General features: G+C 31.9%; 17 protein-coding genes. 7 read left to right on the top strand and 10 right to left on the bottom strand.

Going from position 1 to position 17,843, the window contains the following annotated elements; translation table 11 throughout:
* Positions 1–9: 9 nt before the first annotated feature.
* From C8C83_RS07440 to C8C83_RS07425, 4 genes are all read left to right on the top strand, one after another.
* Positions 10–723: a hypothetical protein gene (locus C8C83_RS07440; protein WP_121327454.1), complete on the top strand. Its 714-nt coding sequence runs from the start codon at positions 10–12 to the stop codon at positions 721–723.
* Positions 724–843: 120 nt separating this feature from the next.
* The gene (locus C8C83_RS07435; protein WP_121327452.1) at positions 844–1,833 is read left to right on the top strand and encodes an aspartate-semialdehyde dehydrogenase; all 990 of its coding nucleotides are present in this window, start codon (positions 844–846) and stop codon (positions 1,831–1,833) included.
* 130 nt (positions 1,834–1,963) lie between these two features.
* Positions 1,964–2,467: an SMI1/KNR4 family protein gene (locus tag C8C83_RS07430; protein WP_121327450.1), complete on the top strand. Its 504-nt coding sequence runs from the start codon at positions 1,964–1,966 to the stop codon at positions 2,465–2,467.
* A 15-nt stretch (positions 2,468–2,482) separates the two neighbouring features.
* Positions 2,483–3,169: a DUF6058 family natural product biosynthesis protein gene (locus C8C83_RS07425; RefSeq protein WP_121327448.1), complete on the top strand. Its 687-nt coding sequence runs from the start codon at positions 2,483–2,485 to the stop codon at positions 3,167–3,169.
* Between the two features lie 82 nt (positions 3,170–3,251).
* Here C8C83_RS07425 and C8C83_RS07420 read toward each other — a convergent pair whose 3' ends face one another.
* The 4 genes from C8C83_RS07420 to C8C83_RS07405 form a co-directional block, all read right to left on the bottom strand.
* Positions 3,252–3,569: a 2Fe-2S iron-sulfur cluster-binding protein gene (locus C8C83_RS07420; protein ID WP_099710409.1), complete on the bottom strand. Its 318-nt coding sequence runs from the start codon at positions 3,567–3,569 to the stop codon at positions 3,252–3,254.
* Positions 3,570–3,626: 57 nt separating this feature from the next.
* Positions 3,627–4,112 carry a hypothetical protein gene (locus tag C8C83_RS07415; protein WP_121327446.1) on the bottom strand — a complete coding sequence of 162 codons (486 nt, stop codon included), beginning with the start codon at positions 4,110–4,112 and terminating at the stop codon, positions 3,627–3,629.
* Positions 4,113–4,326: 214 nt separating this feature from the next.
* Positions 4,327–4,566 (bottom strand): NifU family protein, encoded by a 240-nt coding sequence (locus tag C8C83_RS07410; protein ID WP_026982674.1) that lies wholly within the window; start codon positions 4,564–4,566, stop codon positions 4,327–4,329.
* Positions 4,567–4,681: 115 nt separating this feature from the next.
* On the bottom strand, positions 4,682–5,812 hold the full coding sequence (locus C8C83_RS07405; protein WP_099710411.1) for an Mrp/NBP35 family ATP-binding protein: 1,131 nt from the start codon (positions 5,810–5,812) through the stop codon (positions 4,682–4,684).
* A 420-nt stretch (positions 5,813–6,232) separates the two neighbouring features.
* On the opposite strand from C8C83_RS07405, the gene C8C83_RS07400 reads away from it, so the two are divergent.
* The gene (locus tag C8C83_RS07400) at positions 6,233–7,855 is read left to right on the top strand and encodes a L,D-transpeptidase family protein (protein ID WP_121327444.1); all 1,623 of its coding nucleotides are present in this window, start codon (positions 6,233–6,235) and stop codon (positions 7,853–7,855) included.
* Between the two features lie 87 nt (positions 7,856–7,942).
* Here C8C83_RS07400 and C8C83_RS07395 read toward each other — a convergent pair whose 3' ends face one another.
* The 3 genes from C8C83_RS07395 to C8C83_RS07385 all read right to left on the bottom strand — a co-directional run bounded on the left by C8C83_RS07395 (position 7,943) and on the right by C8C83_RS07385 (position 12,672).
* On the bottom strand, positions 7,943–10,369 hold the full coding sequence (locus C8C83_RS07395) for an ABC transporter permease (RefSeq protein WP_121327442.1): 2,427 nt from the start codon (positions 10,367–10,369) through the stop codon (positions 7,943–7,945).
* Between the two features lie 110 nt (positions 10,370–10,479).
* On the bottom strand, positions 10,480–11,187 hold the full coding sequence (locus C8C83_RS07390) for an ABC transporter ATP-binding protein (RefSeq protein ID WP_099710414.1): 708 nt from the start codon (positions 11,185–11,187) through the stop codon (positions 10,480–10,482).
* 231 nt (positions 11,188–11,418) lie between these two features.
* A complete protein-coding gene (locus C8C83_RS07385; RefSeq protein ID WP_121327440.1) occupies positions 11,419–12,672 on the bottom strand; it encodes an HlyD family efflux transporter periplasmic adaptor subunit in 1,254 nt (417 codons plus the stop codon).
* A gap of 158 nt (positions 12,673–12,830) precedes the next feature.
* Between C8C83_RS07385 and C8C83_RS07380 the strand changes: the two genes are divergently transcribed.
* Both C8C83_RS07380 and C8C83_RS07375 read left to right on the top strand, forming a co-directional pair.
* On the top strand, positions 12,831–14,177 hold the full coding sequence (locus tag C8C83_RS07380) for a sigma-54 dependent transcriptional regulator (RefSeq protein ID WP_121327438.1): 1,347 nt from the start codon (positions 12,831–12,833) through the stop codon (positions 14,175–14,177).
* Between the two features lie 125 nt (positions 14,178–14,302).
* Positions 14,303–15,628, top strand: coding sequence for a HAMP domain-containing sensor histidine kinase (locus C8C83_RS07375; RefSeq protein ID WP_121327436.1), 1,326 nt, complete (start codon positions 14,303–14,305; stop codon positions 15,626–15,628).
* A 45-nt stretch (positions 15,629–15,673) separates the two neighbouring features.
* Here the strand turns inward: C8C83_RS07375 and C8C83_RS07370 are convergent, their stop codons facing one another.
* The 3 genes from C8C83_RS07370 to trmB all read right to left on the bottom strand — a co-directional run bounded on the left by C8C83_RS07370 (position 15,674) and on the right by trmB (position 17,531).
* Entirely contained in the window at positions 15,674–16,000 is a 327-nt protein-coding gene (locus C8C83_RS07370; protein ID WP_121327434.1) for an MGMT family protein, read from the bottom strand.
* 174 nt (positions 16,001–16,174) lie between these two features.
* Positions 16,175–16,810 (bottom strand): LysE family transporter, encoded by a 636-nt coding sequence (locus tag C8C83_RS07365; RefSeq protein WP_121327432.1) that lies wholly within the window; start codon positions 16,808–16,810, stop codon positions 16,175–16,177.
* A 43-nt stretch (positions 16,811–16,853) separates the two neighbouring features.
* Complete coding sequence (trmB, locus tag C8C83_RS07360) at positions 16,854–17,531, bottom strand: tRNA (guanosine(46)-N7)-methyltransferase TrmB (protein WP_089350263.1); 678 nt, start codon at positions 17,529–17,531, stop codon at positions 16,854–16,856.
* Positions 17,532–17,843: the final 312 nt, after the last annotated feature.

Below are 17,843 nucleotides of genomic sequence, written 5' to 3'. Positions count from 1 at the left end.
TAATTATTTATGGGGTGTCATGTAGATTTTTATATTTTAAAAAGAGACATTTTAGCTGCTAAGTTTATTGAAGTTGAAAAAGAGGAAGAGTTTGTTTTTTTTAGCAATTACTTGGTTGAAAAAAATATTATTGAAGGAAATACATATTCTAAAACTGATGCAAGTGTTATAATTCAGAAAATTAAAACTGACACATTGTTATTGACAAATAATGAATTAAGTCATATCAAAGACTATATTTATGAAATATCGGTAGGAATGAAGAATCATTATTATGATCCGGAAGACCAAAGATTTGTAGAAAAAATGAGGCAATTTGGCTTTGAATCAATACATGAAATATCTCATGGTTGCGCAAGCCTCTTTCTTTTAAGTCTTGGAGATTCTGAATCAATAGATTATTCAAGTTGGGATTATGATTTAAGAGATAGAATGAATCTTAGAAAAGAAGAGTTTATAAAAGAACTGGATTATATTGTACTTCTGCATAGCAAAATACAACTCACGAAATGCGATGATCTGAATGAAAAAAAGGAACTAATTACTATTATTGAAAATCTTGAAAAAGAGGAACTATTGAAAAATGTAGTAGAAAGTCATTTTGATACAGCAATAGAAAATGAGAGGTTGGTAAATGAAAGCTCATCCATACTTTCTAATGCTTTAAGACTGATCAAAAAAGTTGAAACTGTTGAGGACGGTATTATAATTTTAGATTCCTAAAAAAAACAGTATTGTTTGTTTTGTAACATTTTGTTATTTTTTGTGAAGCACATTGTTTTGTTTTTTATTATAGTTACTTTTGCGTTGTAAATTAGATTAATTCATACTAAAGATATAAAAATGAGAATAGCCGTTGTAGGTGCCACTGGTATGGTTGGCGAGATTATGCTTAAAGTTTTAGCAGAAAGAAATTTTCCAGTTACAGAGTTAATTCCTGTTGCATCTGAGAAATCAATTGGAAAAGAAATTGAATATAAAGGAGCAAAATATAAAGTTGTTGGATTGCAAACGGCAGTTGATATGAAAGCTGATATTGCTGTTTTTTCTGCTGGAGGAGATACTTCATTAGAATGGGCGCCAAAATTTGCAGAGGCAGGAACAACTGTTATTGACAACTCATCTGCTTGGAGAATGGACCCAACAAAAAAATTGGTAGTTCCGGAAATCAATGCTTCAATATTAACAAAAGAAGATAAAATTATTGCAAACCCAAATTGCTCAACTATTCAAATGGTTTTGACATTGGCTCCATTGCATAAAAAATACAACATTAAAAGAATCATCGTTTCTACTTACCAATCAATCACCGGAACTGGTGTAAAAGCGGTAAGACAATTAGAAAACGAATACGCAGGAGTTCAGGGAGAAATGGCTTATAAATATCCAATTCATAGAAATGCGATTCCACATTGCGATAGTTTTGAAGAAAACGGATACACTAAAGAAGAAATGAAATTAGTTCGTGAGACTCAAAAAATTCTTGGTGATAACACGATTAGAGTTACAGCAACTGCAGTTCGTGTTCCTGTTGTTGGCGGACATAGTGAAGCTGTAAATGTTGAGTTTACAAATGATTTTGATGTAAATGAAGTTCGCGAAATCTTACATAATACTGATGGAGTAGTGGTTCAGGATAATTTAGACACATTTACATATCCAATGCCATTATATGCAGAAGGTAAAAATGATGTTTTTGTTGGAAGAATCCGTCGTGACGAAAGCCAGCCAAATACATTAAACATGTGGATCGTTGCTGATAACTTAAGAAAAGGTGCTGCAACAAACACAATTCAAATTGCTGAATATTTAATTCAGGCAGGTTTGGTATAAACTAGAGATTAAAGAAAATTGTTATAAAGAGAAAGCCGTAATTGCAGTGATGTAATTACGGTTTTTTTGTTGGAATAAATTTAATTTCGGTATAAAAAGCGTTATTTTAGCTATAAGAAATACAAACAAAATGAACTTCGATAATTATAAAATAATTCCCAATTACAAGACCAATCAAATAGATTTATTCCTAGCTGAAAATGAAGATATTCTGGCTTGCGAAAAAACGTTAAATATTGCTTTTGATACTGATTATAAAGAATATGTTTCGACTTACGGAAGCGGAATTCTTGGTGGAACTTATGTGCGAATCTATCTTCCGGAAACTATTATTTTGACTTTGGCAGAATGGAAAGACCGTATAACCGAATACTGGTTTTGGGATGAAGGAAAGGATGTTTTGACGAAAGACGAAGTTTTGAATGCAATTAGAATTGGAGATACTTATGACGGAGATGAAATTATCCTTTTTAAAAGCGAGTATTTCGTTTTGCCAAGACATAGCGAAATGATTTATAAAACAGGAAATACACTCGAAGAAACGATAACCTGGTTGTGTTCGTCAGGAATTTTAACCGAAGCATTTTCTGAAAGAGAATTTGAGCCTTTTGATCCTCGTAATTTGGAAGAATAATTTTAATAGATATAAATGAAAGATATAAACATAAAATACATTGAAGAGAATTATCTTGAAGCTGAAGAAATTATAACAATAATGGATCTTAATTCAGATAAATTAAATCAACTTATCAAAGATCAACTTATTCCGGAACCGTCTTATGTTGTAAATTCAGAAGTGACAATTAGTTCGCCTTTGAATGATAATCATGTGATTGTTTCGTCCAAAAGGTATTTTCCAAAAAGTATTTTGAAACTTATTGCGGATAATACTTTACATCATAATCCTGAAAAGTTTAAAAAGGATTTTAGACAAAATCTCTTATCTAATTTGAAGAAACATCAATATAAAATATTTGCTTATGGGAATACTTTTGATGAAAATGGAGAAATTGATTTGGTAAAAGCTGAGAAAGCTTTCGAAGAAGAATGGGGGCATTTTTGTAAAGGAATTTATGGTATTTGTACTTTAGAAAGTGATGAAGATGCAATCATTGAAAAAGAAATCGCAATAAAAAGAATTTTAGATTTTATTGAAACTAAAGGTTCGGCTGTAACTCAGGAAAAGATAGAACTTTTAAAAGATCTCAACGACGAATTTAATAAAGTAACAAGTCTTTTTGCGCCTTATCAGCGTGAAACAAGCAGCAGAGGTAAATATCTGGATAAATTGCTAAAAGAATTTGATTTAGAGGAACTGATAAAGAAGTACGAATAAAATTTCTCAATATTATGAACCTGTCGAGTTTAATAATAAAGCATAAAAAAAGCGAGAACTTAAATTCTCGCTTTTTTATTATTTAGTATTCAGGTGCTAATTCTAGCTCTAATCCTTCTAATTCTGTAGTAATTGGTATCTGGCAGCCTAAACGACTATTAGATTTAACATAAAACGCTTCCGAAAGCATAGCTTCTTCTTCATCTCCCATTTCTGGTAATGCAATATCATTAAGAACGTAACACTGGCAAGAGGCGCACATTGCCATTCCTCCGCAGGTTCCTTCAACAGGAAGTTCGTATGCTTTGCATAACTCCATTATGTTCATTGCCATATCAGTTGGAGCTTGTAATTCGTGTATAACTCCTTCTCGATCTTTAATCTTTATTAATACATCCATTTTAATTATTTGGAATTTTGGTTCGGATTTGATAACAGGAACAAATCCTTATTTAAATTAACTTGTTGGTTTTAAGCTAAAGGCGTATTCTTTTCTTTCGTTTTCTTTAGAATGTATTTTAATTCCCAGGATATTACCTCCCTTATCTAAAATTGTTACTACAGCAATTATAGAATAATAATCTCTATCTGATTGGAAAATTAGAGTTCCTTCGTAAGTTGTATTTACTACTCCTTGTTTATCAGTTTGCGCAGCTAGCTTTCTTGGATGAGTAAATTCAGCAGAACTGTAGGTTGCTTTATTTGAGAATTTTGCTTTTCCGTCGCAAAGATCATATAAAAAATCAAAATTACCAATTCTAAGACTTCCTTCTTCATTGGTTGGTATCGTCGAAAATATAATTTTACCTGAATAATCAAAATCTGACCATTCTTCATTTTCATTCAACCACGCCTTATCTACAACTAATGTCGTTGCACTTTGTTGCGCATAACTTACTGTCAGGAAAAAAAACAATAAAAATAGAGAGTAATACTTCTTCATAAACTTAAGATTTAGAGGTTGTTTCACAAATTTAAGTTAAAAATGTAAAAAAACTTCACTAAAAGCCTTAAATCTTTGGATTGTTTTTTGCTAAATCTGCAAATTAATGCTGTATTCTTATTGTTTTTTTATGGTTTTACAAGTCAAATTGCTTTAGCGCTATTATTCTTGTTAAATCAAGATCCTTAAAAAAGGCTAAACAATATCGCTTGTATTACATAATATTTACCACAGTTTCTATTTGTGGAGCATATTTTTTTATTGTTGTTTCGACTCCTGCTTTAAGTGTCATTTGGTTTACACTGCAGCTAATACATGCTCCTTCAAGACGAACTTTGACATGTTTGTCATCGTCTATAGAAATTAGTGTAATGTCTCCTCCATCAGAATTTAAAAAAGGTCTGATTTCATCTAGAGCCAATAATACGTTGCTTGTTAATTCTTCTGTTGTCATAATTTTATCAATTAGAAAATTAGTCAATTAGATAATTAGAAAATTCACTTTGAAGTAAAATTATCTCATTATCTAATTTTCTAATTATCTCATTAGTATTGTCTTATTATCTAATTTATTTTTTTACTGCTGAACAACCTGCCATAGTTGTAATTTTAATGGCTTCAGTTGCAGGCAAAGTATCGTTTCTGTTTACTGTTTCCTGTACAACATTTCGAGTTATTTCTTCAAAAATGGTTTCGATTACCGAAGCCGTTTGCAAAGCTGCAGGACGTCCATAGTCTCCTGCTTCACGAATAGATTGTACAATTGGCACTTCTCCTAAGAATGGAACATTTAAATCTTCTGCAAGATTTTTCGCTCCTTCCTGTCCAAAGATATAATATTTATTGTCAGGTAATTCTTCTGGCGTAAAGTAAGCCATATTTTCGATAATTCCCAAAACAGGAACATTGATGTTGTCTTGCATGAACATTGCAACTCCTTTTTTAGCATCGGCAAGAGCCACAGCTTGAGGTGTACTAACTACTACAGCTCCTGTAATAGGTAATGATTGCATGATCGAAAGGTGAATATCTCCAGTTCCAGGAGGTAAATCGATAAGCATAAAATCTAATTCTCCCCAATCTGCATCAAAAATCATTTGGTTCAAAGCTTTAGCAGCCATTGGACCTCTCCAGATTACAGCCTGACTTGGAGCGGTGAAAAAACCGATAGAAAGTATTTTAATTTCATAACTTTCAATTGGTTTCATTTTTGATTTTCCGTCAACGGTAATTGAAGTTGGTTTTTCATTTTCTACATCAAACATAATTGGCATAGAAGGTCCGTAGATATCTGCATCTAAAACACCAACGCTAAAACCCATTTTTGCAAGCGTTACGGCAAGATTTGCTGTAACAGTAGATTTTCCAACTCCACCTTTACCAGAAGCAACGGCAATTATATTTTTGATTCCAGGAATCGCCTTTCCTTTTATTTCGTTAGGATTTTCCTTTGCTTCAACTTTAATGTTTACTTTAACTTTTGCTTCAGAAGAAATCAAATCGTGAATTGTTTTTTTGATATCGTCTTCGGCTCTTTTTTTAATGTGCATTGCCGGAGTGTGTAATAGTAAATCTACTACAACTTCATCACCAAAAGTTAGAACATTGGTAACAGCACCACTTTCAACCATATTTTTTCCTTCTCCTGCTATAGTGATTGTTTCTAGAGCTTTAAGAATTTCTTTTCTATCTAATTTCATTTTAATCGTCTGTTTTCTAATGAGGGAAACCAATTTAGGAACTGTATTTATTTAAACTGATTTCAGACTACAAAGATAACAGATTAAGTTTGGATTCAAATGCTTTTAAATTGTATTTCTTGATATTAGGATTGGTCAAAACGATTCTGAAGTATTGTCTTTCCTTTCTTTAGAATAAAAAACAGGCAAATTTTATTTGATATCCTGAAACCAAAGCACTTTTTGAACTAAAATACATGAATTTTATGATAAATTTTCAGAAAAAGTTGATTAAAATCTCAATAATCTTAGTTATATTTGAGTACCCTAAATTTATGATTTCTAATGTTTGGAAAAGTATGTGAAAGCTTGTTCCTGGGTGAATTACGAGTTTTCGATATTTTTAAATGATATTATTTTCTAAAATTTAAATCTAAAAATATGCGAAATTTTACTTCTTTATCTGTAATTATTACCGTTAGTTTTTTGATGTTTTCTTTTGAATCTTCAGCAAAAAAAATCCCTTTAAAATATAAAACAACGGAATCTAAAAGTGCTTCTTTCAATAAAAATTATGTTTTGAATGTAGTTGTCACCGAGGGAGCAATTAATGATTTTTATAAAAAATATCCTAAACTGAAGAAGTACCAAAATGACGTTTTAGACCTTTATAAAAAGAAGGAGTTTAAGTCAATTTGGTATGATGATAAAAGCGTAAGTGAATTTGGTTCTTTATTGTATCACAAAGTGCGACAGCTAAACGATCAGGGAATCAAAGCAACAATGCCTTATCGAGATTTAATTGATGATATTTTTAATGAAAATGTAACCGAAGACTTGTCGCAGATAGACACAGAACTTATGCTGTCTAATATGTATGTGTTTTATGCCAGCAATGTTTATTCAGGAGTTGATCCCGCTACATTAAAAAAGATTGGCTGGTTCCTGCCAACAAAAACAATTTCTTATACCAAAATATTAGATTCTCTTATGGTTGATCCTGCAAGATTAAACAAAGACGAGAATCTTTTGTATGGGCAATATTACAAGCTTAAAGCAGTCTTGCAAAGATACCGTAATATCGAAAAAAATAATCAGTGGAAGAAAATAGAAATTGACAGTGCAAATTACAAAGACTTAAAGCCTTTTGATAGTGGCGTTGCAGTAAAACAAATTAGAGAACGTTTGTTTGTTGTGGGAGATCTGGCGCAAGATTCTAAAAGAGATGTATATGATGAGGAGATGATGGCAGGTATTTTAAAATACAAAAAACGATACGGGCTTACATTGAATTACACGTTAACCAGAGATCATATCAATCAAATGAATGAGCCAATTGGCAAAAGAATTAAAACGATAATGCTAAATATGGAACGTTGTCGCTGGATACCGACAAATCTAGCACAGGCAAACGAATATATAATGGTCAATATACCATCGTTTAAACTGGTTTATGTTAAAAACGGAAAATATGATTTAGTATCAGAAGTTTTTGTGGGAACCAGAATGACTGAAACAGTAATCTTTAGCGGAATGATGGACAGAATTGTATTTAGTCCATATTGGTATGTTCCGCAAAGTATTATTAAAAATGAACTAAAACTCAAAATGGCCGAAGATAAAAACTATCTCGCAGATCATAATATGGAATGGAATGGAGGGAATGTTCGACAAAAACCAGGACCTAAAAACTCTTTGGGATTAGTTAAATTCATGTTTCCGAATCCTAATGATATTTATCTTCATGATACGCCGGCAAAAAGTTTGTTTGAATTTGAAAAACGTATTTTTAGCCACGGTTGTATCAACGTAAAAGAAGCAAAAAATCTGGCACTCGAAATCTTAAAAGACGATCCGGATTGGCCAGTAGACAAAATAAACAGCGCAATGAGTGGTGAAAAAGAAACGACTTGCAAGCTTAAAAACAAAATTCCAATCTATATAGGTTATTTCACAGCTTGGGTAAACGACGATGGCGAAATTGGTTTTTATCCTGATGTATACGATAGAGATCCGCAGTTAGATAAATTACTTTATTCATCAGATTCTGTTGCTGCAAAATAAGACATTCAGTTGTTAAATATTAATAGAGAAACCCGCCAGATTTTATTAATCTGGCGGGTTTCTTTTAAAAAAAAATGGTCTACAAGTCTATTCGTATTTTAAATATTTTAAAATATCTATTTTGGTCACCTGATAAGCTTTTGCCAAAACAATTAGTAAAGTCAGGAACATTAAAGAAACCAATGCGATACTAAACGGAACGACCGAAACGCCGATTCTGAAAGCAAAATTTTCAAGCCATTTTTGTAATAAAATATAAGCAGGAATAATTCCGATACCAAATCCTATTAAGCAAAACAGCACATATTGTTTTGATAATGCTTTTAATAAAACATCTGTTTCTGCGCCCAAAGTTTTTCTGATTGCAATTTCTTTTAATCTTCTTTCCATTGAGAATGATGCTAAAGCAAATAATCCAAAAATGGCAATGATGATTACAACAAGATTTAAAATGAAAAACAGATCTTTTTGTTTTACTTGTTCCTCATACGTTTTGGCAAATCCTTTGTTTACAAATTCATAATCAAAAGGATAATCAGGATTTATGTTTTTCTCCCAATAGGTTTTTAGTTTAGCTAAAGTTTCTGTTAAGTTGTTTGGTGAAACTTTTACATAAACGTTATCAAAGTTATTCCATTTTAAAGTTTTAAGGTTAATAAAAACCATTGGCGGAACTTTATTTTGAAGTCCTGTAATATTAAAGTCTTTGACAACTCCAACCACTTTAAATTTCATATTTCCTTTGTCATTTCCCCAGCCGGAAGTTATTACCGTATTTATAGGGTTTTTAAGCCCTAATAATTTAACTAAGGATTCATTTATCAACCAATTATTAATAGTGTCCGAAGCGAATTTGGGAGATAAATTTCGGCCTTCAACAACCTTAATTTTCATCATTTCCAGAAAACCAAAATCCATTTCAACATTTCTAGGCTGAACAAAAACACCATTGTGTGTAAAACCGGAACTTGAGTTTGTGCTGTTCCCAAAAGTACCCGCAAAAGTAGAAACATCCAGAACTCCTGACATTTTACTGATTTCTTGCTTTGCAGTAAAATATTTTGGAGCCTTTTGCTTGTAATCTTCGGATCTAAAAGGAATTCTGATAACCTGATCACCGCTAAAACCAAGATCTTTATTCATCATATAGTCAACCTGAGAATTTACAATTAATGCACCGATGATGAAAAAAGCAGCAATTCCAAATTGAAAAATAAGCATTGAATTTCGGATCCAGATACCACTTTTACTTCTTGAAAAGTTTCCTTTTAAAACCTTTAAAGTTTCAAAATTTGAGATATAAACAGCAGGAAAAATACCCGCAAGAATGATTACTAATCCAAATATGAAAATAAGCTGCAGGTAAAATTCACCGCCATTCATAGTAAGTGATTTTTTCAAAAAAGTATTGTAATAAGGCAAAGAAAGCTCTACGATTGCCAAAGCAAATAAAATAGCAAGAACAACAACTATGGCAGTTTCAAAAATAAACTGAGCAATAATTTGATTTTTGCTTGCACCAACAATTTTACGAACACCAACTTCTTTAGCGCGTTTTATGGCCGAAGCTGTCGCTAAATTAATGTAATTTACAAGTGACAAAATCAAAATCAAAACAGATAATCCTGCAATGATATAAAGAAGCTGTAGGTTTCCTTTTCCTTCAGGAGTTGTAGATCCTGAAGCTTTTGTGCCATGTAAATGCAAAGTTTTCAATTGATCAATAATGATCTTGATTTCTCCGTTTTCTTTTATGTATTGCGCCACAGTCTGACCACTTTCTTTGGCATCTTTTAAAGTTCTGTTTACAAAATTAACATTGTGCATTTTCTTTAAAACTAAAGCAGGATCAACATCTTTTTTGATTTTGATCATAAAACCATAATTGAAATTTCCCCATTGGTTTAAATCTTGTTCGCGCACAATTCCTCCAAAAACATAATTAGGTTCAATAGAAGATGGTTTTACAATGCGATAAACGGCTTTTACGATATAAGATTTATTGTCGTAAGAAACTGATTTCCCAATTGGATCATCATTCTTAAAAAGCAGCTCGGCTTGTTCTTCTGCAATAGCGACGCTGTTTTTGTCTTTTAAAATATCTTTTTTGTCCCCTTTTATAATTGGAAAAGGGAAAAAATCAAAAAAGTTCTCATCAGAAACCATGATTTTTTTATCGATTACTTTTCGATTTTGATATTTTATAACAGACTCGCCGTACCAAATGTTTAAAAAACAAATTTGCTCAATTTCCGGAATCGTTGCTTTACATGTTTTTCCAAAAGGAATTGAACTCGTAGCCCAAGTGTCTCCGGTCGCACCAATTACATTCAAAACCTGATAAGTGTTTTCTTTTTCAGGATTCCATTGATCGTATGCATTTTCGTTGTTCCAATATAAAATTGCAAAAATAACTCCCGCAACTCCAATACTTAAGCCCAGGACATTTAAAAACGAAAACAATTTGTTTTGCTTTAAATGATAAATAAATATTTTAAACCAGTTAAAAATCATTGCTTATTTTTTTATAGTTCTTTGATTCGTTTTAGATAATAGCCAATACTTTGCAAACAAAACCTACCAGGAAAGTGATTACAGTTATAATAAAATTGATCATTTTGAGATTATTTAGCGTCCATAAAAACATCTACATTTCTCTGATTTAATCGCTCAGAGAATATAACACCATCTTTCATATGAATCGTTTTTTGCGAAAACGAAGCGTCATAATCAGAGTGCGTAACCATTAAAATTGTGGCACCTTTTGCATGTAAATCAGTCAAAAGTTCCATAACTTCATTACCATTCTTACTGTCCAGATTTCCGGTTGGCTCATCGGCAAGAATGATTTTAGGATCATTTACCAAAGCTCTTGCAACAGCAACCCTTTGTTGTTGTCCTCCTGAAAGTTGTTGAGGATAATGTTTCAAACGGTGCGAAATGTTTAGTTTCTCAGCAATAGCTTCAATTTTTTGTTTTCTTTCAGATGCTTTTACATTGTTGTAAAGCAATGGTAATTCGATATTATCATAAACAGAAAGTTCATCTATCAAATTAAAATTCTGAAAAATGAATCCAATATTTTCTTTACGAACCTGAGCTCTTCCTTTTTCTTTTAAGCCAATCATTTCCTGACCTAATAATTTATAACTTCCGCCATTAGCGCCGTCCAAAAGACCAATAATATTCAATAAAGTCGATTTTCCACAACCGGAAGGTCCCATGATAGTTAAAAAATCACCTTGTTTAATTTCTAAATTAATGCCGCTCAAAGCTGAGGTTTCTACTTCTTCGGTTCTAAAAACTTTGGTTAAATTTTGAATTGTTATCATATTTTTTAAGGTTTTAATTGTTGTTGATGATTATGTTTTTTGATTGATGATTGAAGTTAATTGTAAATTGTTAATTATGAATTATTAATTGTGTAATGATGATTTTGATTGATGATTGAAACTTTATTAATTATAAATTGTTAGTTGTGAATTGTAAACTGAAAACTGTAAACTGAAAACTGAGACTGAGACTGAGACTGAGACTGAGACTGAGACTGAGACTGAAAACTGTTACTGCGCCTGTGAATTACTAATCGACAGTTCTTCAATGTCTTTATAATCTGCATACGATGAGGTAATCACAGATTCACCTTCTTTTAAGCCATCCAGAATTTCATAATACGAAGGATTTTCTCTTCCTAGTTTTATGTTTCTTCTTTCGGCTTTATTGCCTTTAACTACAAAAATCCATTTTCCTGCAGTTTCCTGATTGAAGCTTCCTTTTGGGATAACCAATGTTTTATTCTTTTCAGACAAGATTAATTTTACCCCAAAACTTAATCCGTCTTGTAAAACAATTTCTTCTTTAGATGTAAAAGCCAATTCTACTGTAAAATGACCACTTTTAACTTCAGGAATTACCTTTGTAACTAAAACTTCCAGCGTTTTCCCTTTAAATTCGACTTGACCTTTTAAACCTTCGCGAACTTTTTCCAGATAAAATTCATCTACATCAGCAGCAAGTTTGTAACCACGTTTCGAATCTATTTTTCCGATGCTTTCGCCAGCCTGAAAAGATTTACCCAAAACCGGTTCAAATGAAGTCAATCTACCAGTTTCCGGAGCAGTAATTAAGAAGTTCTTTTTGTTGTTTCTTAAAATGTCCAAACTTTTCTCCATAGTTTGAATCGAACGATTTATTTGCGAAATCTGAATTTGATTCGTTTGTTTTTCTTTCTGAATACTTTGCTGAATCGTTCTTTTGCGTTCCTCTTGAAAACGAAGACTTTCTTTAAACGTATTCCAGTCATTTTTAGAAATTACCTCTTTATCATATAATTTGGCATTCATATCATATAATCTTTTGGCGTCATTATAATCATGCTCGATTAAAACCAAATCCTTATTAAGATTCAATTCCTGATTTCTAATGTTCAGTTTTCCGGTATTCAAATTATTAATTTGTTCAATAATTGCCGTTTCTTGAGTTAGATAATTAAGTTCAGTGTTTGGGTTGTATAAACGTGCCAGCGATTGTCCTTTGGTTACCATTGCGCCATTTTCGACAAAAATCTCTTTTACAGATCCGCCTTCAGTTACGTTTACCAACATTACGTTTAGAGGTTCAACTTTTGCCTGAAAAACGACGAAATCTTCGAAAAAAGCTTTTTCGATTTTTTGAATAGAAAGCTCATCTGATTTTACATTCAAGCTTCTTTTTGTGCTAAAGGAGAAAAAGATAATAACAGCCAAAACTAAAAAAGCAGTAATTGCTATTGTCAGATATCTAAATTTTCTATTTTTACGAGGGATTACCGTGTCCATGTTTTAAATAATTTACTGATAGTCAATAGGTAAATACTATGCCATAAAATTTATTATTTGTAAAGCCTTGATTTTAAAGAAGCTTTGAAAACCAGTTAAAAAAATGACTGTTCGATAATGAACAGTTGACCGTTCGATATCGGACAAAAAAAGACAGCATGCGAAAAAAACAAGCCCAAATATTAGTCGTTGACGATCAGGAAGAAATTCTTTTTTCGGCAAAAATGATTCTCAAAAAACATTTTGAAACTATTTTCACGACAAATAGTCCAAAAAAAATCATTTCGCTTTTAAGTGAAAATGATATAAATGTGGTTTTGTTAGACATGAATTACCGAATTGGTTTTGAAGATGGGAGAGAAGGAATTCATTGGCTAAAAGAAATTAAAACACTTTCGCCACAAACAATTGTGATTTTAATGACCGCATTTGGTAAAATAGAAACTGCCGTTGAAGGAATAAAAATTGGCGCTTTTGACTATGTTTTAAAACCTTGGCATAACGAAAAATTACTTGAAATAATAGATAAAGCTGTTGTCGAAAGCAGAAAAAACACCAAAAAAGTTGTTGTCGAAAAAACAGAGAAAAGATATTTCGTTGGAACATCACAAAAAATAAAACAAGCTTATTCTATCGCCGAAAAAGTGGCAAAAACCGATGCTAATGTTTTGATTTTGGGCGAAAACGGAACGGGTAAATATGTTTTTGCAGAGTTTATTCATGAGAATTCAGAACGAAAAAATCAGCCTTTTGTGCACGTAGATTTAGGTTCTTTAAGTGATAATTTATTCGAAAGTGAACTTTTTGGATATGCAAAAGGAGCTTTTACAGATGCAAAAATAGATACCCCCGGAAGATTTGAAATGGCGTCTGGCGGAACTATTTTTCTGGATGAAATTGGGAATATTCCGCTTCATTTGCAAGCTAAATTATTACATGTTCTGCAAACCAAAACCGTTACACGCTTAGGTGAAAGTAAGGCCAGACCCTTAAATGTTCGAATTGTTGCAGCAACAAATAGTGATATTAAAGCTGAGGTAAAAAACAAAACATTCCGAGAAGATTTACTATACCGAATCAATACAATGGAAATTCATTTGCCGTCATTACGCGAACGAAAAGATGATATTGTTCCGATGGCTCATTTTATTCTAGATCAAATTGCTGAAAAATACAATCAGGAAAACTGGAAATTTGAAGATAATGTAGCGCCATATTTAGAAAAATATCCATGGAAAGGAAATGTTCGTGAAATGGAAAATAAGATCGAACGTGCCTTGATTTTGGCAGATAATAATACGATTTCTGTACAGGATCTAGATATTTTGAACTTTGAAGATTTTCAGGAAAATGACGAAAATCCGTTATCTGAAATGGAAAGAAATGTTATCGAAAAAGCCTTATTTAAACACAACGGAAACATCAGTAAAACCGCCGAAGAATTAGGTTTGTCAAGAGCTGCATTATACAGAAGAATTGAAAAATACGATTTAAAAAATGGTTAAAGAGCCAAGAAGGAAGAAACGAGATAATTTTTATCCGCCAAATCTTCAGAATCTGCGAGAGAACTATATTAAGTAAAGAAATCATTTTTAATCCTGTAATCTGTGGCAATAAAAAAAATACAATAATGAAAAACTGGAAGTTTTATAATGCATTGTTTGTGAGAGTATTATTTATAATGATGCTCTTTTTCTTTTGTGTTTTTCTAATCTATAAAATGTTTTATTATAATGCGCTTTTAGTTGGTTTTTTTGGCGCTGTAATGTTGTTTGAAATGTACTTTTTCGTCAAAAACAGATTATTGTTTTATGATCGAACACTAGAATCAATATTGAAAAATGATTTTACAACTAATTTTCCTGAAGTTAATAAAAGAGAAAGTTTTAAAAATTTGTACCTTTTATATGATTCATTAAAAGTGCAGAAACAAGAACAAACTTCAAAAGAACTTGTTTACCAATCTATTTTAAATAGTATTGATACAGCGACTTTGATTTTAGAGAAAGAAAATGACGAATGGAGTATTTTCTTGATGAACGATTGTTTCTCTAACTTATTTAAAGTACCAAAAGTAAGTCATTGGAAATACCTTAAAAATTATCTGCCATCACTTTGTTCTGAGGTGGAAAATGTTGGTTTTACAGATCTAAAATCCGCAATTTCAATTAAAATTGAAGAACAGGATTTGCAGACTTTTATGCTCCAAACGTCACATGCAAAATCATATAATAAAGAGTATTTTATAATTCTCCTAGATAGTATTCAGCGTGTAATTGAGAAAAAAGAGAAAGAAGCCTGGATTAATCTAATGAAAATTATTTCGCATGAGTTAATGAATTCTTTAACGCCAATTCGTGCGCTTTCGCAGAATTTACTACATATAGTTGATCAGGAAAAGCTCGAAGAAGACGATTTTGATGATATAAAAAGTAGTATTTCGACCATTATTAATCGAAGTGATCACTTGCAGGTTTTTGTTGAGAATTATCGAAAATTAGCCATGCTTCCGACGCCAACAAAAATAATGACACCAATAAATGCGCTTTTTCAAGATTGCCTCCGAATTATGGATCCAATTCTAAAAGCAGAAAATATTGAATTGATTAATGAGATTCACAGTTCAAGATCGATTTTGATAGATAAAAATCAAATGGAACAAGTGATTATTAATTTGATTACAAACAGTATTTATGCCTTGAAAGAAAAGAGCGAAAAGAAAATGTTTTTATCCAGTTATACAGAAAATAACCGCTTTTTTATAGTGATTTCAGACAACGGAAAAGGAATCGATCAGGAAATTAGAGACAAAGTATTTCTGCCATTTTTCACCACCAGAAAAGACGGCGCCGGAATAGGATTAACACTTTCGAAAAATATCATAGAAGCACACGGCGGATATTTAAGTTACCAAACCGATGAAGATAAAACGAGTTTTGTGATATGTTTGATCTGAGTTTATCTTTGTCAAAGTTCAAAACTTTGACAAAGATTGCGGCATCTATAATTCAATTTCAGGTGTCCAAAAGTGCTTTTCGAGATCTATGATTTGATTGTTTTCTACAACAATACCTTCGCTTTCCAGAAGTTGCTGCATTAAATTGGTTCCGTCAAAATGGTGTTTTCCGGTCAAAAGGCCTTTTCTGTTTACAACTCTGTGAGCGGGAACATCATCCATATTGTGACAAGCATTCATTGCCCAACCGACCATTCGAGCAGAACGTGCGGTTCCTAAAGCTTTCGCAATAGCGCCATAAGAAGTTACTTTTCCGTATGGAATTTGTCTGGCGATTGCATAAACTCTTTCGAAAAAATTATCTTCAGCCATGTTTTCTGCCACAGATTAAAGGATTAAAAATGATTTTACTTTGGTTTGTCAAACTTGAGTTTCATGCAGATTAAAAATAAACCAAAAATCTTTTTAAATTTGCTTAAATCTGCAAAATCTGCGTGAAACAAATTTAAAAATCAATTTAATATTTGAAATGTGTGGCTAATATTTTTAACCAAAGTAGTAACTCAAAATATTAAAAAGCGTTGCAATGGCAATTAATCCTGTGATACTACCAATAATAGTATTCATGTTTCTCATGACATAATCGGTTTTCTTTTCTATTCTTCCAAAGAAACCAATGTAACTGTATAAAGCAGCAAACGAACCTAAAACAGATCCGAATACAAAAGTAAAAATAATGTTGTTTTCGAATGCAAAAAGATGATAAGAAGCCAGGGTAACACTCACAACAACATAATACGGAATTGGAAAAAAGTTCAAACCGGAAAGCAGCATTCCTAAAAAGAAACGACTTTTTTTACTGTGCTTTTTTATCTTGGATTTTTTAGCTTTTGGTTCTTTAGCAAAAAACAAAAAGTAAATCGTTAAGATCGAAAAGATAGCAAAACCAATTTCGCGTAACAGCGTTACAACATCCGGACGATTATCAATTACCTGAGCAAATAAAACGGCCAAAGAAACCTGAAAAAAGATTACTAAAATGGCACCGGCAACAAACCACAAAGCATTCTTTTTGCCTTCTTTTAAGTTTACTTTGGCTGCGGTCATGTTGATTAATCCTGGCGGAATAATCCCAATGAAAGCGGCAATAAAACCTGAAAGTAATGGGGTAAGTAATGCCATTCAGTTATTTAATGGGTTTGAAAAATCGTTTTTAAAATTAAAATTAGTCTTTAATTTTAAAGCGAATATACGTAATTGCCTTATTAATCTCTAAATATTGTTTCTCGTAAAAAGTCTGAAAAGCAGTAACTTCCTCAGGACTTCCTTCGTTTGTATATACGTTATGGTTTGCATATAAAACTTCGTGTCCTTCACCGTGAAGCAATCCAAGAGTATATCCGTGCATGAATTCGCTGTCGGTTTTTAAGTTTACGACACCGTCTTTTTTAAGGATTCTTTTGTACAATTTCAAAAACTCCGAATTAGTCATTCTGTGTTTTGTTCTTTTGTATTTAATTTGAGGATCCGGAAAAGTAATCCAGATTTCATCCACTTCATTTTCAGCAAAAATATGATTGATTAATTCGATTTGAGTACGAATAAAAGCAACATTATGAAGACCGTTTTCGACAGCGGTTTTTGCACCTCTCCAGAAACGAGCACCTTTAATATCTATTCCAATAAAATTTTTGTTTGGATATCTTTCTGCTAATCCAACAGAATATTCTCCTTTTCCACATCCTAATTCTAAAACTAATGGATTGTCATTTTTAAAGAAATCAGAGTTCCATTTTCCTTTCAAAGGCATTAAGTCGCCTACAACTTCTTCTCTGGTTGGTTGAAAAACGTTTTGGAACGTTTCGTTTTCTCTGAATCTTTTTAGTTTATTTTTACTTCCCACTTTTACAAAAATTTTCAGCAAAATTAAGGAATATAAACGAATGAAAATAGCCGAATTGGGTTTAAAGTTTTTTTGCCACGAATTCCATGAATTGGGATTAATTTTTTGCCACAGATTATAGAGATTAAAAAGATTTTTTTAAATACTCTTTTAACTACTCCGTTAGGAGTTAAATGTTGGTAGAAAATGAGATTGGTACACCTAATAAAAATGTCCTGTAGGGACTACACCGGTTAAGTTTTCGCCACGAATTTCACAAATTTACACGAATCAATTTGGCTAGATAGCAGAAAAAATTAGTGCTAATTTGTG

It is taken from the genome of Flavobacterium sp. 90, from assembly GCF_004339525.1.
Taxonomy (GTDB): domain Bacteria; phylum Bacteroidota; class Bacteroidia; order Flavobacteriales; family Flavobacteriaceae; genus Flavobacterium.
This window is presented reverse-complemented; position numbering and strand designations above follow the sequence as displayed.